Annotated in this window: 26 protein-coding genes; 15 read left to right on the top strand and 11 right to left on the bottom strand. The window is 42.5% G+C overall.

From position 1 onward, the window contains the following. Positions 1–80: 80 nt before the first annotated feature. A complete protein-coding gene (locus MHI60_RS08650; RefSeq protein ID WP_095409872.1) occupies positions 81–464 on the bottom strand; it encodes a VOC family protein in 384 nt (127 codons plus the stop codon). Positions 465–582: 118 nt separating this feature from the next. Here MHI60_RS08650 and MHI60_RS08655 point away from each other — a divergent pair, with 118 nt between their 5' ends. Next, entirely contained in the window at positions 583–1764 is a 1182-nt protein-coding gene (locus MHI60_RS08655) for a class I SAM-dependent rRNA methyltransferase (protein ID WP_342502681.1), read from the top strand. A 209-nt stretch (positions 1765–1973) separates the two neighbouring features. Here the strand turns inward: MHI60_RS08655 and MHI60_RS08660 are convergent, their stop codons facing one another. Then, on the bottom strand, positions 1974–2654 hold the full coding sequence (locus MHI60_RS08660; RefSeq protein ID WP_024423852.1) for a CidB/LrgB family autolysis modulator: 681 nt from the start codon (positions 2652–2654) through the stop codon (positions 1974–1976). Then, the gene (locus MHI60_RS08665) at positions 2648–2989 is read right to left on the bottom strand and encodes a CidA/LrgA family holin-like protein (RefSeq protein WP_029706423.1); all 342 of its coding nucleotides are present in this window, start codon (positions 2987–2989) and stop codon (positions 2648–2650) included. Before MHI60_RS08665 ends, MHI60_RS08660 begins: the two co-directional genes overlap by 7 nt. A gap of 206 nt (positions 2990–3195) precedes the next feature. On the opposite strand from MHI60_RS08665, the gene MHI60_RS08670 reads away from it, so the two are divergent. The 4 genes from MHI60_RS08670 to MHI60_RS08685 all read left to right on the top strand — a co-directional run bounded on the left by MHI60_RS08670 (position 3196) and on the right by MHI60_RS08685 (position 6089). Further along, positions 3196–4083 (top strand): LysR family transcriptional regulator, encoded by an 888-nt coding sequence (locus MHI60_RS08670; protein ID WP_039182411.1) that lies wholly within the window; start codon positions 3196–3198, stop codon positions 4081–4083. Between the two features lie 17 nt (positions 4084–4100). Continuing rightward, a complete protein-coding gene (gene thiM, locus MHI60_RS08675; RefSeq protein WP_144483981.1) occupies positions 4101–4925 on the top strand; it encodes a hydroxyethylthiazole kinase in 825 nt (274 codons plus the stop codon). Continuing rightward, complete coding sequence (gene thiE / locus MHI60_RS08680; protein WP_144483978.1) at positions 4912–5580, top strand: thiamine phosphate synthase; 669 nt, start codon at positions 4912–4914, stop codon at positions 5578–5580. The genes thiM and thiE overlap by 14 nt, the downstream gene beginning before the upstream one ends. A gap of 134 nt (positions 5581–5714) precedes the next feature. Further along, positions 5715–6089, top strand: coding sequence for a nuclear transport factor 2 family protein (locus MHI60_RS08685; RefSeq protein ID WP_144483975.1), 375 nt, complete (start codon positions 5715–5717; stop codon positions 6087–6089). 25 nt (positions 6090–6114) lie between these two features. Here MHI60_RS08685 and MHI60_RS08690 read toward each other — a convergent pair whose 3' ends face one another. From MHI60_RS08690 to MHI60_RS08715, 6 genes are all read right to left on the bottom strand, one after another. Next, positions 6115–6453: a DUF4288 domain-containing protein gene (locus MHI60_RS08690; protein ID WP_144471794.1), complete on the bottom strand. Its 339-nt coding sequence runs from the start codon at positions 6451–6453 to the stop codon at positions 6115–6117. A 318-nt stretch (positions 6454–6771) separates the two neighbouring features. Further along, entirely contained in the window at positions 6772–8313 is a 1542-nt protein-coding gene (locus MHI60_RS08695; RefSeq protein ID WP_024423846.1) for a cation acetate symporter, read from the bottom strand. Then, positions 8310–8624: a DUF485 domain-containing protein gene (locus MHI60_RS08700; protein WP_048237766.1), complete on the bottom strand. Its 315-nt coding sequence runs from the start codon at positions 8622–8624 to the stop codon at positions 8310–8312. Before MHI60_RS08700 ends, MHI60_RS08695 begins: the two co-directional genes overlap by 4 nt. A 107-nt stretch (positions 8625–8731) precedes the next feature. Beyond that, on the bottom strand, positions 8732–9400 hold the full coding sequence (locus MHI60_RS08705) for a glycosyltransferase family protein (RefSeq protein ID WP_144483972.1): 669 nt from the start codon (positions 9398–9400) through the stop codon (positions 8732–8734). Further along, a complete protein-coding gene (locus MHI60_RS08710) occupies positions 9393–10082 on the bottom strand; it encodes a class I SAM-dependent methyltransferase (RefSeq protein ID WP_095409864.1) in 690 nt (229 codons plus the stop codon). The genes MHI60_RS08705 and MHI60_RS08710 overlap by 8 nt, the downstream gene beginning before the upstream one ends. 302 nt (positions 10083–10384) lie before the next feature. Beyond that, positions 10385–10525 (bottom strand): anti-repressor SinI family protein, encoded by a 141-nt coding sequence (locus MHI60_RS08715; protein WP_095409863.1) that lies wholly within the window; start codon positions 10523–10525, stop codon positions 10385–10387. A 408-nt stretch (positions 10526–10933) separates the two neighbouring features. Between MHI60_RS08715 and MHI60_RS08720 the strand changes: the two genes are divergently transcribed. Next, the gene (locus tag MHI60_RS08720; protein WP_039182392.1) at positions 10934–11365 is read left to right on the top strand and encodes a GtrA family protein; all 432 of its coding nucleotides are present in this window, start codon (positions 10934–10936) and stop codon (positions 11363–11365) included. A 28-nt stretch (positions 11366–11393) separates the two neighbouring features. After that, the gene (locus tag MHI60_RS08725; RefSeq protein ID WP_048237758.1) at positions 11394–11651 is read left to right on the top strand and encodes a hypothetical protein; all 258 of its coding nucleotides are present in this window, start codon (positions 11394–11396) and stop codon (positions 11649–11651) included. Between the two features lie 34 nt (positions 11652–11685). On the opposite strand, the gene MHI60_RS08730 is transcribed toward MHI60_RS08725, so the two are convergent. Then, a complete protein-coding gene (locus MHI60_RS08730; protein ID WP_095409862.1) occupies positions 11686–12531 on the bottom strand; it encodes an AraC family transcriptional regulator in 846 nt (281 codons plus the stop codon). A gap of 175 nt (positions 12532–12706) precedes the next feature. On the opposite strand from MHI60_RS08730, the gene MHI60_RS08735 reads away from it, so the two are divergent. From MHI60_RS08735 to qoxD, 8 genes are all read left to right on the top strand, one after another. Beyond that, the gene (locus MHI60_RS08735) at positions 12707–13891 is read left to right on the top strand and encodes a galactokinase (protein ID WP_144483969.1); all 1185 of its coding nucleotides are present in this window, start codon (positions 12707–12709) and stop codon (positions 13889–13891) included. Next, positions 13891–14880, top strand: a complete 990-nt coding sequence (gene galE, locus MHI60_RS08740) for a UDP-glucose 4-epimerase GalE (RefSeq protein ID WP_144483966.1) — start codon at positions 13891–13893, stop codon at positions 14878–14880. Before MHI60_RS08735 ends, galE begins: the two co-directional genes overlap by 1 nt. 38 nt (positions 14881–14918) lie before the next feature. Then, positions 14919–16430 carry a UDP-glucose--hexose-1-phosphate uridylyltransferase gene (galT, locus tag MHI60_RS08745; RefSeq protein WP_095409859.1) on the top strand — a complete coding sequence of 504 codons (1512 nt, stop codon included), beginning with the start codon at positions 14919–14921 and terminating at the stop codon, positions 16428–16430. Between the two features lie 12 nt (positions 16431–16442). After that, complete coding sequence (locus MHI60_RS08750) at positions 16443–17525, top strand: aminopeptidase P family N-terminal domain-containing protein (protein WP_144483963.1); 1083 nt, start codon at positions 16443–16445, stop codon at positions 17523–17525. A gap of 517 nt (positions 17526–18042) precedes the next feature. Then, positions 18043–18999 (top strand): cytochrome aa3 quinol oxidase subunit II, encoded by a 957-nt coding sequence (gene qoxA / locus MHI60_RS08755; protein ID WP_095410070.1) that lies wholly within the window; start codon positions 18043–18045, stop codon positions 18997–18999. 27 nt (positions 19000–19026) lie between these two features. After that, complete coding sequence (qoxB, locus tag MHI60_RS08760; protein ID WP_144483960.1) at positions 19027–20985, top strand: cytochrome aa3 quinol oxidase subunit I; 1959 nt, start codon at positions 19027–19029, stop codon at positions 20983–20985. Then, entirely contained in the window at positions 20985–21602 is a 618-nt protein-coding gene (qoxC, locus tag MHI60_RS08765) for a cytochrome aa3 quinol oxidase subunit III (RefSeq protein WP_008359616.1), read from the top strand. The genes qoxB and qoxC overlap by 1 nt, the downstream gene beginning before the upstream one ends. A gap of 1 nt (position 21603) precedes the next feature. Further along, a complete protein-coding gene (gene qoxD / locus MHI60_RS08770; RefSeq protein WP_007497818.1) occupies positions 21604–21984 on the top strand; it encodes a cytochrome aa3 quinol oxidase subunit IV in 381 nt (126 codons plus the stop codon). A gap of 77 nt (positions 21985–22061) precedes the next feature. Here the strand turns inward: qoxD and MHI60_RS08775 are convergent, their stop codons facing one another. Further along, positions 22062–22325: a spore morphogenesis/germination protein YwcE gene (locus MHI60_RS08775; RefSeq protein WP_008345491.1), complete on the bottom strand. Its 264-nt coding sequence runs from the start codon at positions 22323–22325 to the stop codon at positions 22062–22064. Positions 22326–22722: the final 397 nt, after the last annotated feature.

A 22722-nucleotide genomic window follows, 5' to 3' on the forward strand; every position in this document is an offset into this window, starting at 1 on the left:
GTAAGGGCATGTATATGCTCTTACTCTTTTCTTTATGAATAAATGGGGGGAGATTTAGCGGCCCCATTTCCTAGGAAATATTAGCGCTGGAAGAATTCGATCCACTCTTGGTCTGGCCCTCTGAAAAAGAAGTAGCAATATCCATTTGGTAATGTCGTGATTTCTTCATCAATTAATTCAATTTGCAGCTTTTGAATACGATTGAATTCAGCATGAATGTTGTCTGTTGTGAAGGCAAGATGATGGACCTTCCCTTCAGATGGCAGGTCACTGCTGTAGCCTTGGATGAGCTCAATTTCCGTTTCGGTTTCATCTTTAAAACCGAGAAATGCAAGCTCAATTATTCCATTTGTATGAGTGATGCGGTCCTTTAATTTCATGCCCACCACTTTTTCATAAAAATCAATGGACTGATCAATATTCGAAACCATAATACCTGTATGATCTAAGCGTAATGTCGTCAAAAGAAGTGCCTCCTCTATGTCATGTTGATATTTTTCTCCTCATCTTATCATAATAGAAGTAACGTATACATTCATATGGTAGGATAGAGAGAGTCAATTTAGGATAAGGATGACACACATGAAAAAAATCTCATTAAAACAAACATTCGCAGAACAAGTGAAAAAGGGATATCCGCTCATATCCAAAGATGCAGTATCGCATGTGAACAGTGTAAGGGAAGGCGAGCTCATTGAATGGGTGGATGAGCGAGGTGCTTTTTTAGGAAAAGGGTATTACGGTGTACAAAATAAAGGAATCGGCTGGGTACTAACCTTTGATGCGAACGAAAAAATAGATCAAGCTTTTTTTGTCTCTAGGCTTGAGCAGGCAGCAAAAAGCAGAACGCATTTATTTCGTGATGCAGATACGACCGCTTTCCGTGTGTTCAACGGAGAGGGTGATGGAATTGGCGGCGTCACGATTGATCATTATGACGGATTCTACCTCATCCAATGGTATAGCGAAGGTGTTTATACATTAAAGGCAGAAGTATTGGCTGCACTTGAGCAAGTATATCCAGACTATAAAGGCATTTATGAAAAGAAACGATTTGATACATCAGGGCAGTATATAGAAGATGATGATTTTGTGAAGGGAGAGAAAGGTGAATTTCCTCTCATCGTGAAAGAAAACGGCATGAACGTGGCGGTTTACTTGAATGATGGCGCGATGACGGGCATTTTCCTTGATCAGCGCCATGTGAGAAAAGCGATCCGAGACCGTTATGCAAAAGGAAAAACTGTGCTCAATACGTTTTCTTACACAGGTGCTTTCTCAGTGGCAGCTGCGCTTGGCGGAGCGAGCCGTACGACAAGTGTGGATGTTGCAAACCGCAGCTTGAAAAAAACATCAGAGCAGTTTGAAGTCAATGATATTGATGTGGACGGGCAGGATATCAAAGTCATGGATGTCTTTAAATATTTTCCGTTTGCAGCGAAAAAAGGCTGGACCTATGATCTCGTCATCTTAGATCCGCCTTCCTTTGCGCGGACGAAAAAGCACACATTCAGTGCAGCGAAGGATTATAAGAAGCTATTAAAAGAAGCCATCCAAATCACAGCTGAGAACGGCGTCATTGTGGCATCAACGAATAGCAGTGCGTTTGGCATGAAGAAATTTAAAGGGTTTATTGCGCAGGCTTTTAAAGAAGCAGGGCAAACCTATCGGATACTTGAAGAATATACCCTTCCTGAGGATTTCCGTACAACGAAGAATTATCCTGAAGGGAACTATTTAAAGGTTGTCTTCATACAAGCATAAGAAAAAGCCATTTTCCAATAAGGGAAATGGCTTTCAGCGTGTAGACAAACCCTCGCATTCGTTGTCAGGTCTCCGCTCCGGTACTCGTCCTTCCTAGACTGCAAAGGTTTTCTATCACGCTGAAAAGAAGACAAAGTGCTAAAATAAAGAACATTTTAGCACTTTGTCAACAATCTAAAAGCTATTTCCTATAAGGGAAATAGCTTTTTTTATAAGGCAAACGACATAAGGATAGGCGCTGCACATAATGTAATAATGGCTGAAATAATCATCGATACACTTGAGATCGTCCCTGAGACGGAGCTCATTTCAAAGGCCTTCGATGTTCCTGCCCCGTGTGCACCTGTTCCAAGCAGGACGCCCATGGCAATGTCATTATCGATGCGGAAATAACGGATCACCATTGGACCGATGATCGACCCAAACAGTGCGGTTAAAATGACAAACACAGCCGTAACGGATGGCATACCGCCGATCATTTCTGACACACTCATCGCAACGGGTGTTGTGACCGATCTTGGGACAAGGCTCTCAATAAGACCTGTGTCCAGATGAAACAACTTGGCGATAAATGCCGTTGATAAGATCGCAATGACAGAGCCGCAAGCCACATTCAAAATAATTTCCACTGCATGCTTCTTCAGGATATGAAAATACTTATATAAAGGAATGGCAAAAGCAACAGTCGCAGGCTGCAGCATATTCGTGAGCCATTTCCCGCCTTGATTGTAAGCATCGTAAGGAATGTTGACGATTAACAGCAAGACGACAAGTACAAGCGGGGTCACAAGTAATGGTGAGACATAGACCTTCGGATGCCGTTTGTATACCGCTTTTGATCCGAGATATAAAAGAACTGTTAAAATCAGAAATAATCCGCCAACTAACATAGCTTTTTCCGCTCCTTTCGTTTCGCAATCATTTGCGTCATGATACCAGTCGAGAGCATGACCACAAACGTACTAATTAAGACGACAAGGACAATACTTGTGCCAGATTGAGAAAGCAGTTTTCCATAATCAATGACACCAACTGCTGATGGAATAAAGAAAAGCAGCAGTTCTCCGAGCAGCCATACGGCGCCAAGTTCTATCCATTTTAATTGAATGATCTTAAAATGAAGTAATAAGAAAATGACAAGAATGCCTAAGATCGTGCCCGGAATTCTTAAATGCAAAAAGGCCGCCAGCACATTCATGAATTTCGCAAAAATAAACAAGGCCATAATCTGAAGGGCAGCAATCAGCGGCTTTTTGAGCAATTTCACTTTCTGTTCACTCCTTTTTCTATATAAATTGTTCACTATTTCACAAAAACATGACAACGTTCAATTGATGAGCTTACTTTAAAGTGTACAGCACGTTTAGTTATAGGTAAAATACATATATCGAATAGTTATTATTCCTTTTGTCTATAGGAAGGATGAAGCAAGTGGACATCAGACATTTAACATATTTCTTAGAAGTGGCAAGGTTAAAGAGCTTCACGAAAGCATCGCAGTCCCTATACGTATCACAGCCGACCATTTCCAAAATGGTCAAAAACCTGGAGGATGAGCTGGGGGTGCAGTTGTTTTACCGAAATGGCCGGCAGGTTGAAATGACTGATGCTGGCCAAACGATGTATACACAGGCGAGTGAAATCACACAATCATTTCAGAATTTAACGAGCGAGTTAAATGATTTAATGAATGTGAAAAAAGGGCATATCCGAATCGGACTGCCGCCGATGATTGGGTCAAGTTTCTTCCCGAATGTCATGGGGGAATTCCGCCAGCAATATCCAGATGTCACATTTCAATTGGTCGAGCACGGCTCTATTAAAGTAGAGGAAGGGGTCGAGGATGGGTCGTTAGATATTGGTGTCATTGTTCTGCCTGCAAATGATAAAATTTTTCATACGTACACCATTATTAAAGAGAACATGAAGCTCGTGACGCATCCATCCCATCCGATGGCTGGTCGTGAGGAGGTACATTTAGCTGATTTAAGGGAAGAGTCTTTTATTTTCTTTAGAGAAGATTTTGTTCTGCACAGCCGGATTTTGAATGAATGTATGAATGCGGGATTCCGGCCAAATGTCATTTATGAAACGTCTCAGTGGGATTTCATTAGTGAAATGGTAGCTGAAAACTTAGGGATTGGACTTCTGCCAGAACGAATCTGCCGTGATCTTGATCCTGAAAAGGTAAAGGTCATTTCCTTAAACCCGTCGATCCCGTGGCATTTAGGAGTCATTTGGCGAAAGGACCGCTATTTGTCGTTTGCGGCAAGAGAATGGTTAAAGCATACGAAATCCTACGTGTGGGATGCAGAGTAAAAGGGAGGACGATACAGATGAAAACAAGCTGCGCGTCTCAATTATTGGAGAAAGTTCGAGAGAAAAATCCACTCGTTCATAATATCACCAATCAAGTCGTGACGAATTTTACAGCGAATGGACTGCTTGCTTTAGGTGCTTCTCCGGTCATGGCAAACGCCAAAGAAGAAGTAGCTGAAATGGCGCAATTAGCGGATGCACTAGTGCTTAATATTGGCACATTGACTAAGGAAACGGTGGAAGCCATGATTCTCGCTGGACAAGCCGCCAATAAAAAAGGTGTACCTGTTTTGTTAGATCCTGTCGGCGTCGGTGCGACAACGTTTCGAACGAATGCCGCTAAACAGCTGTTAGAGAAAGTGAAAATCACCGTTGTCAGAGGAAATGCTGCTGAAGTGGCTCATTTACTTGGAGTGGATGGCTGGGAGTCAAAAGGCGTTGATGCGAAAGCCGCCAATGGAGATGTAGCGGCATTAGCCAAACAAGCGTCCATTGCACTTCAGACAATAGTGGTGATCACAGGGAAAGTCGATGTGGTGTCAGATGGAGATGAGGTGCTGTCCATTCATAATGGACATGAATGGCTCACGAAGGTGACGGGAACAGGCTGTTTGCTGACATCTGTCATCGGAGCATTTTGTGCAGCGGGTGAACAGCCGCTTCATGCGTCGGTAGCTGCATTGCTGTTTTATGGTGTCGCCGCTGAAAGGGCAGCTCTGCACGCAAAGGATCAAGGACCGGGAACCTTTCAAATGGAATTGTTAAACGCACTATCACACACAACCTGCGAAGATGTGCTGACACTAGGGAAAATAGGGGGAGTTTCACATGACAAAGGCTGATCAACAGCAAATCAAACAGCAATTATCGGTTTATTTTATTATGGGAACAGCGAATACAACGAGACTGCCGCTTGATGTTGTGAAAGAGGCCATTCAAGGCGGAATCACCATGTTTCAATTTCGTGAAAAGGGTGAAAAAGCCTTGCAAGGTGAAGAGAAGAAACAATTGGCTCGTCAAATCCAAGCGCTTTGCCAAGAAGCAAATGTTCCTTTTATTGTGAATGATGATGTACAGCTAGCGATTGATCTTGATGCAGATGGCGTTCATGTTGGACAGGAAGACACAAACGCAAAAGACGTCAGACAAAGGATCGGGAATAAAATATTAGGCGTGTCGACGCATAACCTAGATGAAGTGAAACAAGCCATGAAGGACGGAGCAGATTATGTCGGGATGGGCCCAGTCTATCCAACGGAAACGAAAAAGGATACACGCAGTGTCCAGGGGGTGTCTTTGATCACTGAAGTCCGCCGTCATGGCCTTCAGATTCCGATTGTTGGTATCGGAGGGATCACATACGACAACGCTGCACCAGTGATACAAGCTGGGGCAGATGGTGTGAGCATCATTAGCGCCATTAGCCAGAGCCCCGATCCTAAAAAAGCAGCAGAAGAGCTGAAATCACTTGTTGTAGCAGAAAAAGCATCCCTTTAACTTGAAGAAGACATGGATTATATCAATTCATGTCTTTTCTTATGTCTGGAAAAATAGACAGGAGAGAAACAATTGTGTACAATCACATTAGTTCGATTGTTTTCGAAATGACAGGTAAATAAAGGAGAATGAACATGGAAGTGCTCGATACGTATTTTCGCCGATATGATGAAGCAGGAAAAGGGCAGGAGCAACTGGATGAATTGCTGGCATTGTTTTCTGACGATGTCATGATTGTCTTAAATGGCGCACAAAAGCCTGGTATCCAAGCATTCACACAGTTTTTGAACACGTTTTTCCACGTGCATGAAGACATTAAGCATATGTGGGATGGGTGGATTAAAAGAGAAGACGGAAAGTATGAAACAAACTGGGCTGTTTGCGGAAAGCTTTCGGATGGCCGTGTCTATACAGCAGAAGGAATTGATATCGCAGAGCTGGACGACCAAGGGAAGATCGTTTATTTAGAAAACGTTCCGAAAAACCAAGAGTTATTCCAGCGCTATTAAAAAGCCGGCTGAGCAGCCGGCTTTTTTATTTGTCTAAAGAATATGCCTCAATTGCCTCTTGAGCAGATGTTTCTTTATCAAAAACAAGGTGGCGGCTGTACACTTCACTCAAGTGTAGTGATTTTTGTTCTAAGTGATCTACGAGCTCAAAGATATCTAGGATGGCTGCTAATCTTATGATGGTTTGTCCACCTTCTGCATTATCGTAGGTTTCTTCTGGAAAGCCTTGTTCGACTTTTTCCTTCACTTTACGTCGGTTTTTAGCTTTTACCAAGACAATTCGTTCTTCAAAGATTTTATCAGGTATACTGCTTGGCGTTGAGATGGATTCAAATAAACATTTTGCAGAATAAATCCTTTGCATATGTCATCCCACTTCTTTCATGTCGTTTTAAATAATTTCCAGTATGTGTATAACATGATAACATGGGAATGACATCTTGCAGGAAATACATAACTATAAATAGATTCATTACGAGGAGGGATAGGAATGAAGAGTGTGGTGGATAACAGAGGGGAAGTTCATGAAATTCTGTTAATTCTCATTACATGCTGCTCTCTAATCACGTTTAGAAGGGTTGCCAGATTAGAGAAGTATAAAAATAAGTTAAAAAGCCAATTTATACCTTACTGAGACTTGAATAGAAGAACACAAAAAGCCGGCTAAGCAGCCGGCTTTTCTTTATGAATCAGTATCCATATGCATGCCTGTATGTGCCTTTACTTGAATTTCCGTAAAGGTGTCTTCATCTGCTTTTTCAGACGAGAATATCGTGCCTAAGTATGCGGCAAGGAATCCGAGTGGAATCGAGATAATCCCAGGGTTCGACAGCGGGATGAGCGGTTCTCCTGTGAAGATGGCTGCTCCTGACGGGTCCCAGACGCTTGGGCTGAGCGAGACGATGATCAGTGCGCTCAGAAGGCCTGTTAAGCTTCCTGCGATGGCGCCCGTAGAGTTAAATCGTTTCCAAAAAACTGTGAAAATAATCAAAGGTAAATTCGCACTTGCCGCCACTGCGAAGGCAAGAGACACAAGAAAAGCAACGTTTAAGGACTGGGCAAATAATGCAAGAATGATAGAGAGGATCGCCACGCCGATTGAAGCAAAGCGCGCCGCCTTCACTTGCTCCCGCTCACTCGCTTTTCCTTTGCGGATAATCTGACTATAAAAGTCATGGGCAAAAGCTGATGCGGCGGATAAAACAAGACCAGTCACCACTGCCAATATGGTCGCAAAGGCGATAGCGGAAACAAAGGCAAATAATAAATCTCCTCCAAGGGCTTGTGCCAGAAGAGGTGCGGCCATATTTCCTGCTGCATCTGCTGCCGTGATCGCTTCTGTTCCAACAAAGGCAGCAGCGCCGAAGCCAAGGAAGACTGTCATTAAATAAAAAATCCCGATGATCCAAGTAGCAGAAAGAACCGATTTTCGCGCGGAAATCGCATCCTTTACTGTATAAAAACGGATCAAAATGTGCGGTAAACCTGCTGTCCCAAGCACTAAGGCGAGGTTAAGAGACAAGGTTTCTAAAGGCACATCATATTTATTTCCCGGGTGAAGGAACGATTCACCAAGCGGGGTCGCTGTTTTCATCTGTTCAAACATCTTCAGCAGACTAAAATCAAACTTTGCAAACACAAGCAGAGAAATAATTAACGTCCCAAGCATGAGAAGCACAGCCTTTGTAATCTGTACCCAGCTGGTGGCAATCATGCCGCCAAACACGACATAAATGGTCATCAGGACACCCACGATCAGCACTGCAATCCAGTAATCAATGCCAAGAAGCAGCTTGATTAATGCACCTGCTCCAACAAGCTGTGCAATCATATAAAAAGTGGAGACTGTAATAGTATTAAAGGCGGCAACCCCTCGAATGGCAGGGCGCTTAAATCGTGCAGCGATCATATCGGCCATTGTATATTTCCCTAGATTTCGTAGCGGTTCAGCCACAACGTAAAGAACGACAAGATACGCTACTAGAAAACCAATGCTATAGAAAAATCCGTCAAATCCATTTAACGCGATCATTCCAGCAATCCCTAAAAATGATGCAGCGGACATATAGTCGCCAGCAATGGCAAGGCCGTTTTGAAACCCAGTCAGACCTCCGCCTGCTGTGTAAAAATCACTCGCATTGCTTGTTTTTTTCGCAGCAAAATATGTGATGACCAATGTGAGTCCTACGATCGCTACGAACAAAATAAAAGCGGTCATGCTCATTCGTCATCACCTCTTGATTTAGTTTTTAAAGCGCTTACATAATTGTCGAACTTAGCTGCTTTTTTCGCATAAAGTCCACATAAAACCCAGGTCATAACAAATTGTGTGAGGGCGAATAACCAAGCCCATGAGATCGCGCCAATTGCCGGTGTGTTCAAAAAGGTGAAGTAGGATGTAGCAACCGGAAGTGAAAAGTAAAAGAGAAAAAAGAAAATCGTCATCGGTACGATAAATCTGCGTTTTTCCTCAAGAAGTTTTCGAAAATCCTCTGAAGCGGCAACCTTCTTATAATGAACTTTTTTGTCTGCCATTGTTTCCTCCTTTGTACGAATTAGGGACAAGGTACTCCAATGCATATGAGACGATCTGGCTGTTTATGACAGTATATCATAAAAAAGGCACCCGAAAAGGGTGCTTTCTATCGATAATTTGCAAGAAATGTTTGTCTCGCTTTTTCATACGCTTCTGCGTCAAAATGATCTCCGCATTTATGAATACACCAAGGCTCTTCTTGTCTTGCAATCCCAACCTCATAGCCCTGCTGAGTGAATTCGAAGGACTGCGAGACATCATAAAAATGAAAGCCGTCAAAGAGGTCCTCACGCCATCTTACGTCATACTGTGTCGCCATAAAGAGACCATCGATGGCCGCAGCTTTAATATAATCTTGCGCTTCGGGCAGCTGACGGCCACTTTCAAACGAAAGCAGCTGATAGGTGTCATGGCGATATTCAATGACTTTTCCCCTGCAATCAGAACTCTCCCACCAAATTCCATTGTCAGGCATGCTTTCTGCTCCAATCACTCCAACCATGCCAAGTGATGGATGTTGTAAAAAAAGGGGGATGAGCTCAAGCAGCATATGCTGTTTGACAATCAAAGTATCCTGATGGAGATAAATTTTAAACTGAGCTGAATGAGTGATAGCTTCATTGTATGCAGAGGTCATACTTGATGCCTGTCTGATTGGTAAGACCTCCACATGATATCCATGAGGAGCCGGAAGTGAAGCGAGCTGCCGGAAGCAAGCTTGAAACATCGATTCATCGTTCACACATAAAACAAACAGGATGGTGGGATTACTCATTGAATGGAACCGCCTCGACCACATATTGATAGGCTGTAGCGGCCTCGTGAAAATCAGAACGAATGCCATGTTTTATGAGTAATTCATGTAGATCATTCAACACGCTTGCATAGGATGGATGCTGTACGCGAATGGCCTCGAATTCGCGAATGCGAAAACCCGCTGAATGAAAGAGTGCATGTATTTCGTGAAGGGTGAAGAAACGTAAATGTGTTTGATCCATTAACCCTGCATCTGTATAAGTAAATCTGCCGGCAAGTAATTCTAAAACCGTTGAAATATGGCCGATATTTGGAATAGATGACAGGATGGCCCCCTCTTTTTTAAGAAAGGGTTTCACCTTTTTTAAAACGGCCCAAGGGTCCAATAAATGCTCGAGGACGTCTCCGAAAATAATGCAGTCAAATTGTTCATGTTCATAAGGGAGAGCCATCTGTTCAATATTTCCGCAGAGAACATGATCCAGCTCTTGCTTAGCCTCTTTTGCTGCATCTTCAAATGACTCAATGCCATAAATGGTCCGGCCCTTTTGTTTCAGGACTTTTCCAAGCTTGCCTGTGCCGCATCCGATATCTAATAAAGACGTCCATTCCGCGCGAACACGACTGACGATGACTGGGTTTACCCCATGATAATACTGATCCTTTTTTTGGTGATAATACGAAAGGGAACCTGAACTCACGCTCTACCCACCTTTCTGCTTTCTCATTGTTTTCATGCTTAATATATGGGTGGGCAGCTTGGTTTTATAACGAGAGAAGGACAATTTTCATGAATGGGGGCTAAAAAGGGATCATATAAAGAACAGGAAACGGACTGTCCTCCTAATATAGAAAGACAGAACCCCATTGAGTGGAAGGGATTGGTATGGAGAGGTGTTCAACTATTGTAGCGTATCGTCATGAAAGGATTTTCAAAAGGTCAATTGACAGGTCAGAACTTTTAGCCAAAGCAGTCTGAAAGACAAAGGATAACGGCGTTGATTTACGGTTTGTTTATCATCTTCTGATCACCGTTGGATGTTAAAAAAGCTTGTATTTCTTCGATGCCTAGTCCAATTTTTTTCGCTTCCTCAATCAAATAAACCCACTCTTCGTCAACTCTTCTTTTCACTTGCGTATCCATAATATCCTCCAGTTCAATAAGACATATTCACTGCAACCAATGACTTGAACAAACCGTCTAGTAACTGTACGTGTGGTTAAAAACAGCGCAAAATAAATTTTGTCGAAAAATGATGACATTTAACCTATTTTGTAAAATCTATCACCTACCACGTTCCTAAAAAAATGACTAAAAAACCCATAAATATTGAAATCTTACTTCTAATAATAAACAATTGTAAAGTCAGTTGAAAGATTATAAATTAAAATAATGATAAAGACCTAAAACATTTGACTCATATAAACCAATTGCGTTGACATTTGCCATCGAGTAGAACAAATTTCATCTTTTGCACGACGTACATATTGATCGTTTGGGAAGTTCTTCTCAAGATGGTATTCTAAAAGAAACAGAAACCACCAAGAAGGAATGAAGAAAGACATGTATAGCCTTTTTCAAAAGTACCGAGAAGTTGTCATGTATCTTGTGATGGGTGTGTGTACAACCATTGTCAATATCGTCAGCTTCTATTTATTCGTTGAGATGTTTTCCATGGATTACAAAACAGCTACGGTTGTTTCATGGGTATTTGCTGTTCTCTTTGCTTATATCACCAATAAGAAGTATGTCTTCAAGCAAAAGGCTCGTGACACAAAAAGCCTCATGCGTGAGCTTTCTTCATTTTTTAGTGTCCGTCTCATGTCTCTAGGTGTAGATCTGGGGCTGATGATTTTATTTGTGAGCCAAATGGCGCTCAATGAAACCGTCGCAAAAATTCTCGTCAACTTTGTGATTGTGGTGGTCAATTATGTCGCCAGTAAGTGGTTCGTCTTCAAGAAAACAAAAGAAGATGCGATTTAACACATAAAACAAAGATAGGTGATGTGAAATGAGCAGCAGGCCAGACGACTTATATGATGCCATATATCAACAAACAGAAAAGCAGCATGAACAAGTGCTGAGGCTAGTCAAAGAAATGACCGCACATCCAGAAGCGTTTTCGGAACAAGATAAGGAAAAGATCAACCGAATGGACATTGCGCTTCAAACAGCAACGGACATTTTAGAAAACTTAATGACCCCTGACACGCAAATGACCATTGTTTTAAGACAAGGGAGAATTCATGTTGACCTGTCAAAAGCGTAAAAGAAGCAGCCAATGATGAAGCGGCTGCTTTTTATTATGCATCGCTTGTTTCCCGCAGTTGCTTTGGAGACATGCCGATTTTCTTTCGAAAGACTTTATTCAAGTAATTCGCATTTCGGTAGCCGCACTGTATGGCGATTTCTTCAATTGAGTATTTCGTTGTTTTTAATAATGTTTCCGCCTTTTCTAACCGGATATTGGTTAAGTAATGAATAGGTGTGAAGCCAGTGGCCTTTTTGAATTCTCTCGTAAAATGACTTTTGGATAAACGTGCCGCAGCTGCCATATCGTCTGGGCCAATTTCCTCGTGAAAATGATGGCTGGCAAACAAGGCCGCTTGGACGATGGGCTCAGGCCATTTCTCCATTTGTCCCTCAAGCTTTGGCAAATATGAATACAGTTCCATGACAAATTGATAAGCAAGGCTAGACCCCTCAAATGGATTGGTAATCCGTCTTTCACTGGCTTCATCATAAATTTTCTTCAGCAGGCGGATCGGTTTGGAATTAGGATGAAAACGCATGACCTGCTTTCCTTGTTCAATAAATTGGTCAAAGCAAAGATCGCAGGCTTCCCCATAAAGCGTCAAATAGAGAAATTCCCAATGCTCACTGTCCTCTGGAAAATAATATTGATAGGCACTTGGACTTTTCACAAGAAAGGCCTGTCCCGGCAAGACTTTGAACCGCTTCTGTCCGATTTCAATCATGCCGTGTCCAGACAGTGTGAGCTGAAAGATGCACTTGCCCTGATCCTTCCGCTCCACGCCATTCCAACTGTATAACGAAGATGATTGAACCTCCCAGCCAACAGACCATATTTGTGCCGGCAATGTAACATCAGAATGGTGAAAACGAAATGCAAATGCTTCCTTCTTCAAATTGGAAAACCTCCTTCACAGCAAAAAACAACCTTTTTCTATTTTGAATCATGGTACACCTCATATCACATCGTACCATTCACAGCAAAAAAAGGGTATTTTTTAACGATTTTTTTACCATTGAACTTACGATGTTCAGGCAACTAAAATAAGAGTATCAGAAGAGAAAAGGGGAATGGATATGATCGATATGTTACGCACGGCATTTCACCAGCAATTTGGGGATAGAGAAGAACTTCGCTATTTTTTTGCCCCGGGAAGAGTGAACTTGATTGGTGAACATACAGATTACAATGGAGGTCATGTATTCCCTTGTGCGCTCACTCTTGGTACATATGCAGCATGTGCAAAGCGGTCAGATGGCCGTGTGAGAATGTATTCCTTGAACTTTGATGGCGATGGTGTGAAAGAATTTGACCTTATTGAAATCGCTTACTTGGAGTCGGACGGCTGGGCGAATTATCCGAAGGGTGTGTTCAGTCAGTTTATCGAAGCAGGGATGAAGATAGAAGAAGGCTTTGACATTGTATACGGCGGCAATATTCCCAATGGCGCAGGTCTGTCTTCCTCTGCCTCCATCGAGCTTGTCACCGCCGTCTGCATCAATGAATGGCATTCATTTGGCGTTTCAAATGTCGATCTTGCCCTCCTTTCGCAGCGTGCAGAAAATGAATTTATTGGCGTCAATTGCGGCATCATGGATCAGTTTTCAATCGCTCTTGGAAAAGAAGATCACGCCATCTTGCTCAATTGCGACACCCTTGATTTTGAATACAGTCTGTTTCGGCAAGAGGGGCTGGCGCTTGTCATTGCCAATACAAACAAAAAGCGGACACTGGCAGACTCCAAATACAATGAACGCAGGTCAGAGTGTCAATCGGCCTTAAACGATTTACGAAAAGAAATCGATCTTGCCCACTTATGTGAGCTCACAGCAGATGAATTTGCCGAGCATGCCCACTTGATTCAGGATGAAATATGCCGTAGTCGTGCAAGACACGTGGTGACAGAAAACGAGCGGACGATGAGAGCGATAAATTTTTTGAAAGATGATAAAATTGAAAAGCTAGGCGCCCTTATGAAGGCATCTCATCTTTCTTTAAAGAATGATTATGAAGTGACTGGACTTGAACTAGATACACTGGTAGAAGCCGCTTGGCTTCATCCTGGGACGATTGGCTCCCGTATGACTGGTGCAGGTTTTGGCGGCTGCACGATCAGTATTGTGAAAGAAAAGCAGCTGACATCATTTATAGAAGAAACGAGTGCGATTTATCAAGAGAAGACGGGCATTCACGCCTCTTTTTACACAGCTGGAATTGGAGGCGGCGCAAGAGAACTTACGAAGGAGGAAGTGTAATGACAATTTTAGTGTGTGGGGGAGCAGGGTACATTGGCAGTCATGCGGTAGCGGCTCTTTTAGCGAAAGGCGAACAAGTGGTGGTAGTGGATAATTTGCAGACAGGCCACAAAGAAGCTGTTTTGGAGGGAGCTGTTTTAGAAGAGGGCGATTTACGAGATCAAGACTTTTTAAGACAGGTTTTCAAAACGCATCAAATAGAAGCGGTTATGCACTTTGCCGCAGATTCACTTGTCGGTGAGAGTGTAACAGACCCGCTAAAGTACTATAACAACAACGTTGGAGGAGCAACAGCTTTACTTCAGGTGATGAATGAATTTGATGTGAAACACATTGTGTTCTCTTCAACCGCTGCTGCGTATGGTGAGCCAAAACGTGTACCGATCGTTGAAACGGATGAGACGAACCCAACCAATCCTTATGGAGAAACGAAACTAGCGATTGAAAAAATGTTGAAGTGGTCTGAGCAGGCATATGGAATAGAATACGTCGTGCTTCGCTACTTTAATGTAGCTGGTGCTCATACAGAAGGACTTGTCGGAGAGGATCATCAGCCTGAGACACACCTCATTCCGATCATTCTGCAAGTCGCTTTAGGAAAACGAGATCAGATCATGATTTACGGTGATGATTATGAGACAGAGGACGGCACGTGTATTAGGGATTACATACATGTGATGGATTTAGTGGAGGCGCACATCTTAGCTGTTGATCGTCTGCGCGCTGGAAAAGGAAGTGCAACATACAACTTAGGGAATGGCACAGGTTTCTCCGTGAAACAGGTAGTAGATGCTGTTAGAAACGTTACGGGGCATGCGATCCCAGCACAGGTGGCTAATAGACGCGCGGGAGATCCAGCAAAGCTGATTGCTTCTTCTGAAAAAGCGCTGCAAGAATTAGGGTGGACTCCTCAATATGCTGACCTTCATACCATCATTCAAAGTGCGTGGGATTGGTTTCAGAAGCATCCAAACGGCTACCAGAGGTAATAACGCATAACAGGCAGGCAAGAGAGGGGACAGAGAGAATGGCGGTTGATATTTTTGAAAAACTGGAACAGCTGATTCAATACGGAATCAATCAAGAGCTGATCACACCACTAGATATCGATTATACGAGAAATCGGCTGCTTGAGGTGCTTGGGCTGGATGAAGCTGAGCCAAGAACAGTCTCAGGGGATGCGGGGCTTGAAGACATCTTAATGCCGATGCTGGATTGGGCAGTAGAGACTGGCCTTATCCCTGAGGGGACGGATACGTATCGCGATTTACTAGATGCGAGAATCATGGGATGCTTGGTGGCGCCTCCAAGTGTCATCTACGCAAAGTTTGAAGAGAAACGCCAGCATGAAGGGCCAGAGGCGGCTACAAGCTGGTTCTATGAAATGCAGCAGCACGCACACTATATTCATACAGGCAGAATCGCCAAAAATGTGCAGTGGTTTACACCAACAGATGATGGCGAGCTGGAGATCACAATTAATCTATCGAAGCCGGAAAAGGACCCCAAAGCAATCGCTGAAGCCAAAAAGCTTAGTCAAAAACAATACCCTCTTTGTCTCCTTTGTAAAGAAAACGTTGGGTTTGGGGGGCGGATCAACCATCCAGCGAGACAGAATCACCGGATCATTCCTGTGACACTCACAGATGAATCTTGGTTTCTACAATTTTCACCTTATGTGTATTACAACGAGCATTGCATTGTGTTCAAAGGCGAACATGAGCCGATGAGCATCACAAAAAAGACCTTTGAACGATTGCTTTCTTTCATATATATATACCCGCACTATTTCATCGGATCGAACGCCGATCTTCCGATTGTCGGGGGCAGTATATTAAGTCATGACCATTTTCAGGGCGGTGCGCATGAATTTCCGATGGCGAAAGCGGAGGTGGAAGATGTCTTTTCTCTGAATGTCTTTCCGGATGTGAGGGCTGGAATTGTGAAATGGCCGATGTCTGTCATCCGCCTTCGAAGCAGCGACCGGCAGAAGCTTGCAGACGCAGCAGACTTTATCTTAAACGAGTGGAAAATGTATTCAGATGAAGAAGTGGAGCTGCTAGCTTATACAGGAGAGACGCCGCATAATACCATTACACCAATTGCACGCCGCCATGGAGATGACTATGAATTAGATCTAGTGCTGCGTAATAATCGTACAAACGAGCGGCACCCAGATGGAATTTTCCACCCGCACGAAGAAGTCCATCATATTAAAAAAGAGAATATCGGTTTAATTGAAGTGATGGGTCTTGCAGTACTTCCTGGTAGATTAGCAGAGGAATTAAGCCAATTAAAAGAAGCACTGCTATCCAAAAACCCCCTTGAAGAAATCAAAGCCCGCCCTGCTATCACGAAACACGAAACATGGGCAAAGCGTCTGCTTGAAGAGAACACTTTTACAGAGGACGATACAGAAGCCATTTTACAAAAAGAAGTCGGCATGATTTTTTCTCGTATTCTCTCACAGGCGGGTGTGTTTAAAAGAACCGATCGAGGGAAAACAGCTTTTAAACGTTTCATTCATACACTCATATAGGCAGGTGATTAGATGATTGAACAAGTAAGAACATTAATGGAAGAAAAACAGCTCGACGGTGTCTTGATTCAAAAGCGTAATAACTTCTCCTGGCTGACAGGAGGAAGAAGAAATCACATTGTGTTAAATACACCAGAGGGCGTGTGCAAGCTGCTCGTGTTAAAAGACGACATCGTCCTCATTGTGAATCAAATGGAAGAAAAGCGGATCATTGAAGAAGAGATGGCGTATATCGATCACCCCTTTCAAGTGGTGACGATGGATTGGTTTGAGGATGATACGGCACACATTCAAACACTCACAAAAGACAAACGAATCGGGTCAGACATTCAAATGGATGGATTTGAATGGATCGAGCCGGATTTGTCGCAAGTCCGATCCATTCTTTCCGCATCACAGCTCCGCCAATATGAAACGCTCTGTCATGAAACAGCGGTCATTGTAGAGAGTGTCTGTAAAGAAATCGTTCCAGGACAGACGGAGCACGAAATCGCTTCGCTTGCGGCTCATAAAGCGATCGCGCAGGGAATGACGATAGAGGTACTGCTTGTGGCAACAGATGACCGGATTCATCAATACCGTCATCCAATTCCGACGGACAAAAAACTTCAAAAGCATGCGCTTGTTGTTCTATGCGCTGAACGGCATGGACTCGTGGCGAATGTCACAAGGTCTGTTTACTTCGGTCAGCTTCCAAAGGAGCTTGAAGAGAACAAAGAGCGGCTTGCACGAATTGACACGGTCATGAATGCCGCCACGCGTCCTGGTAAGACATTGGAAGATGTATTGAAAGCAGGTATTGCTCAGTATGAAAAAGAGGGCTTCCCTGATAGCTGGAAAAAGCTTCATCAAGGGGGAAAAACGGGCTTTGTATCTAGAGAAATCATTGCAGTTCCTTCATCGAAAGAAGAAGTTCAGCTGCATCAAGTCTTTACTTGGAACCCTTCATTGCCTGGATTGAAGTCAGAGGATACGATGGTCGTAGAGAAAGAGGGGAACCGCTTTTTAACCTATACAGGCAAGTGGACATACATTGACATTGAACATGAAGGGGACATCTATAGACGCCCTGATATTTTAGTAAGAGATGAATAACTGTAAAATGCCGGCGCTGAGCCGGTTTTTTGCTGGAATTCATTTAGCGAGATTCCACATATTCATCATGACTGCCAATTCTTACACCGCATAGTCAGAGGATCGACACTTTCTTTTCTTGTCAACTTGCGTTAAAATAAGTAAGGTTTTTGTTAAATGTGGGGATACCTATTTCGAAATTGTTTACCTAGATAAAATTTCATTAAGTTAAATTGAAATTTGACCAAACTTTTTTATTGTGGTAAACCTAAATTTGACAAAGTTCTTGATTGTTTGTCCTTTGCCTTCAACTCTCAACTTTTCAAAATCCTAGAAATTCATTGTGTGTGCAATAATATAAATTTATGTCGAATTTATGACATTTTGAAAGAAATCTGATGAAAAATAAATGAACTTTTGAAAAAAGGGAAGCTAACTCAAACAGATTTTGATAGCATTACAAAGGGAAGAAAAGTTTTCGAAGGCAGATGGCTTTTCACAATTAATCAGCAATTTATACATTATTTAAGGAAGGATGGTGATCTTCTTGTTCAGAGCCATTAAACCTATGCTTTTATTAGCGATGCTCGTGAGCGTGTTTGTATTAGGAGGTTGCAGCAATATCGCTGTTTTAGACCCTAAAGGGCCAGTCGCAGCACAGCAAAAAGACTTAATCCTTTTATCTATCGGATTTATGCTCTTTATCGTTGGTGCGGTATTTGTACTGTTTACCATCATTTTGGTTAAATACCGTGAGCGTAAGGACGTTGGAAACGCCTCTTATAATCCAGAAATTCACGGGAATACGCTTCTAGAAGTTATCTGGACAGTGATCCCAATATTAATCGTTGCTGCCCTTTCGATTCCAACTGTAAAAACAATTTACTCTTTGGAAGAGGCACCTCAAGCAACAAGCCATAAAGATCCACTTGTCGTTTATGCGACAGCTGTCGATTGGAAATGGATCTTCAGTTATCCAGAGGAAAATATTGAGACAGTGAACTACTTAAACATTCCAAAAGATCAGCCGGTTTTATTTAAAATCACTTCCGCTGATACAATGGCATCACTATGGATTCCTCAGCTAGGCGGGGAGAAGTACGCGATGGCTGGAATGGAAATGGAACAATATCTTCAAGCTGATGAAGTAGGCACATACCAAGGAAGAAACGCCAACTTCACAGGCCCTGGTTTTGCTCAGCAAAAATTCAAAGTCAATGCGATGACGCAGTCTGACTATGATAAATGGGTAAACAAAACGAAGAAAGAAGCACCAAAGTTAACGAAGAAAACGTATGACTACTTGATGCTTCCTGATGCTGCAGATGTGCAGACATTCTCATCAACACATTTATCCTTTGCGAAGCATGGAGAGGATTCTGAATATGCACTCCAAGCACGCAAACGTTTAGGTTATCAATCAGTTTCTCCGCATTCCAAGACAGATCCTTTCGAGAATGTGAAGAACTATAAAAGTAAACTAGAAAAAGAATAAACTGACTAAGGAAAGGAGGAGGCCGTTATGCATTTAAAATGGGATGAGTTTTTTGTAACTGGAGACCCATTAATTCTTGGTGCGCAAATTTCTATCGCTCTCACTTCCATTGCCATTGTGTTTGTTTTAACCTACTTTAAAAAGTGGAAATGGCTTTGGAAAGAATGGCTGACATCAGTTGATCATAAAAAGCTTGGAATCATGTATATCCTTGCTGCTGTGATTATGTTCTTCCGCGGTGGGGTAGACGGACTGATGATGCGCGCGCAGCTGGCGCTTCCTAATAATACGTTTTTAGATTCAAACCACTATAATGAAATCTTTACAACGCATGGTACGATCATGATTCTATTCATGGCGATGCCATTTTTAATTGGTTTAATCAACGTCGTTGTTCCTCTTCAAATTGGTGCACGTGACGTTGCATTCCCTTACTTGAACAACCTTAGCTTCTGGACATTCATGGTCGGAGCAATGCTGTTCAACATTTCCTTCGTTATTGGAGGATCACCAAGTGCAGGCTGGACGAGTTACATGCCGCTCGCCGGAAATGATTTCTCACCAGGACCTGGACAGAACTACTACTTGCTCGGGCTCCAAATTGCAGGTATTGGTACACTTATGACAGGTATTAACTTCATGGTGACCATCTTAAAAATGCGTACAAAAGGTATGACACTTATGCGTATGCCAATGTTTACATGGACAACATTGATTACGTCTGTCATCATCGTTTTTGCATTCCCTGTACTAACAGTTGCTTTAGCACTTATGACATTTGATCGTTTATTCGGTTCTGCATTCTTTACACTCGAAGCAGGCGGTATGCCGATGCTTTGGGCGAACCTTTTCTGGATTTGGGGACATCCTGAGGTATATATTGTTATCCTTCCGGCTTTCGGTATTTTCTCAGAAATATTTGCGACGTTCTCAAGAAAGCAGTTGTTTGGTTACAAAGCGATGGTTGTATCGATTGTGGCAATCTCTGTTCTTAGTTTCCTTGTGTGGGTTCACCACTTCTTTACAATGGGGAACAGTGCAGCGGTTAACTCATTCTTCTCGATTACAACAATGGCGATTTCTGTACCAACAGGTGTGAAAATCTTTAACTGGCTCTTTACGATGTATCGAGGCCGTATCAGCTTTACATCACCAATGCTTTGGGCACTTGGTTTCATCCCGAACTTCGTAATCGGTGGTGTAACTGGGGTTATGCTTGCGATGGCAGCTGCGGATTACCAGTACCATAACACGTACTTCCTTGTATCCCACTTCCACTATGTATTAATCGCAGGTACTGTATTTGCTTGTTTTGCTGGTCTTGTTTTCTGGTATCCAAAAATGTTTGGATACAAGTTAAACGAAAGAATCGGCAAATGGTTCTTCTGGGTATTCATGATCGGATTTAACATCTGTTTCTTCCCGCAGTACTTCTTAGGACTGCAAGGAATGCCAAGACGTATTTATACGTATGGACCAGAAGATGGCTGGACTGCACTAAACTTTATTTCAACAATTGGTGCATTTATGATGGGCATCGGATTCATCATCCTTTGCTACAATATTTACTACAGCTGGAGACACTCAAAACGTGAAGTGTCTGGAGACAGCTGGGGAGAAGGACGTACACTTGACTGGGCGACATCTTCTGCAATTCCGCCGCATTATAACTTTGCAGCACTTCCAGAAGTGACTACACCAGATGCATTCCATCACTGGAAGCAAAACAATGTGGTCGTTCATCCTGAAAAAGAATTTAAGAAAATTCACATGCCGCATAATTCAGGCAGACCGCTGATCATGTCTGCATTCTTTGGACTTGGTGCATTCGGTCTTGTATTTGAATGGTACTGGATTGGCGTTATTGGCTTGATTGGTGTATTCGCAACGATGATTTTACGTTCATTCGAATATGACAATGGCTACTATATTCCTGTTGAAGAAGTGATTGAAACAGAGAAAAAGAATAAGGAGGCGCAGAAGTAATGGGACATAATGATAGCAGCTATGCAAATGCACCGCTTGAATATCAGTCTGAAACCGGACGTTTAAACATCCTTGGTTTCTGGATATTCCTTGGCGCGGAAATCGTGTTATTCTCAACACTTTTTGCGACCTACTTTGTTCTACATGGCAGAACAGCTGGCGGCGTTTTACCAGCTGAGCTGTTTGATATGAAGCTTGTATTGATCATGACATTCCTGCTATTGGTTAGTTCATTTACATGCGGGATTGCCGTTCATGAAATGCGCCGTGGAAGTACAAAAGGGGTTGTCATTTGGACGATTCTCACACTGCTTCTAGGTGCAGGCTTCGTTGGATTTGAGATTTTTGAGTTCTTCCATTATGTACATGAGGGTGCGAGCATCCATACAAGTGCGTATTGGTCTGCATTCTTTGTACTTTTAGGAACTCACGGACTACACGTATCGATCGGTATCTTCTGGATTACCGGGATCTTGTTCCAAATTAAAAAACGTGGATTAACTCCACAAACAGCAGCGAAGATTTTCATCTCAAGTCTATACTGGCATTTCCTTGATGTTGTATGGATTTTCATCTTCACAGCTGTTTACTTGATCGGATTAGGGGGGCTTTTGTGATATGGCTGGAAAAACACATTCCTCAGCAGAGCACGAACACTTCCCTTGGAAACACGTAGTTGGCTTCATCCTTTCCATTGTGCTGACAATCTTAGCATTCTGGATTGCCATTGGAGCTGAAATTGGCAGTTCCGCAAAACTATGGATTATCTTTGGTTTTGCGTTCATTCAAGCATTCTTGCAGCTGTTCATGTTTATGCACATGACAGAGAGCGAGAACGGAACTGTTCAAGTCGGAAATACTTTGTTTGGTCTGTTCTGTGCGATTATCTTCGTCATCGGATCTGTTTGGATCTTTGCGGCTCACTACAGCCACGGAGAGAACAGTAAAGACGGTTATTCACCGTCTGCGCCAAAGCAGTCTGAGCATTCAGAGAAATAATAAAAAAACCACTCATCTCTTGAAGGTGAGTGGTTTTTATCATGATGGTGATAACGCTTCCAATAGTTGGGTGATATCTATCTGCTGCTGAATCTTTTGCGAATGAATGGAAGTCCGTAGATGAGGAACGCTGCAATGTGAGCCAAAATCACGTTAATGGCAAAGAATGCGATCATGAAGGTATGTCCTGCTGGAGATAAACTGCTTGTCATGTAAAGACCGAAGAAAATCCACATAATCATAATGGGTGGAATAGAAGCTAATGCAATTTTTCTGTTTTCCAGCCATAAAAACAGGGGTGTAGCCGTTGCAATACATAGGTACGCAAAGAACATATCCATCGTATCCAACTCCTTTTTAAGTTGATGTTCAAATCAAATGAGAGGTCAGGATGCAATTGTGTCTGTTTTTAGGAGATATTGTGAACATTTTGTTACAGGTATTATACCACAATTGACTTTGAAGTAAACGCAATTATTGGAAAATGGGCCTTATTCCATACAAAATGGTTTTATTCCTCAATCCTCATTGCAGCTTATGCTAATCTGATGTTTACTTGTCTTCTTGCCACATAGGTCATTGAATTTTCCCCTTAAAATCTGTAAAATAATCTTTTTAAAGGACTTAAGATCGGTTGAATGAAAAGAGTGTAAAGGAATTTTTTCCTATTGTTAGGATGAGAAGTATTTCATTTTTTGAAAAATGAATGGAACCTTTCGGATGTATCTTCCGTCATAT

Origin of the sequence: Bacillus sp. FSL K6-3200 (assembly GCF_038630485.1) — a bacterium.
Classification (GTDB): Bacteria; Bacillota; Bacilli; order Bacillales; family Bacillaceae; genus Bacillus; species Bacillus safensis.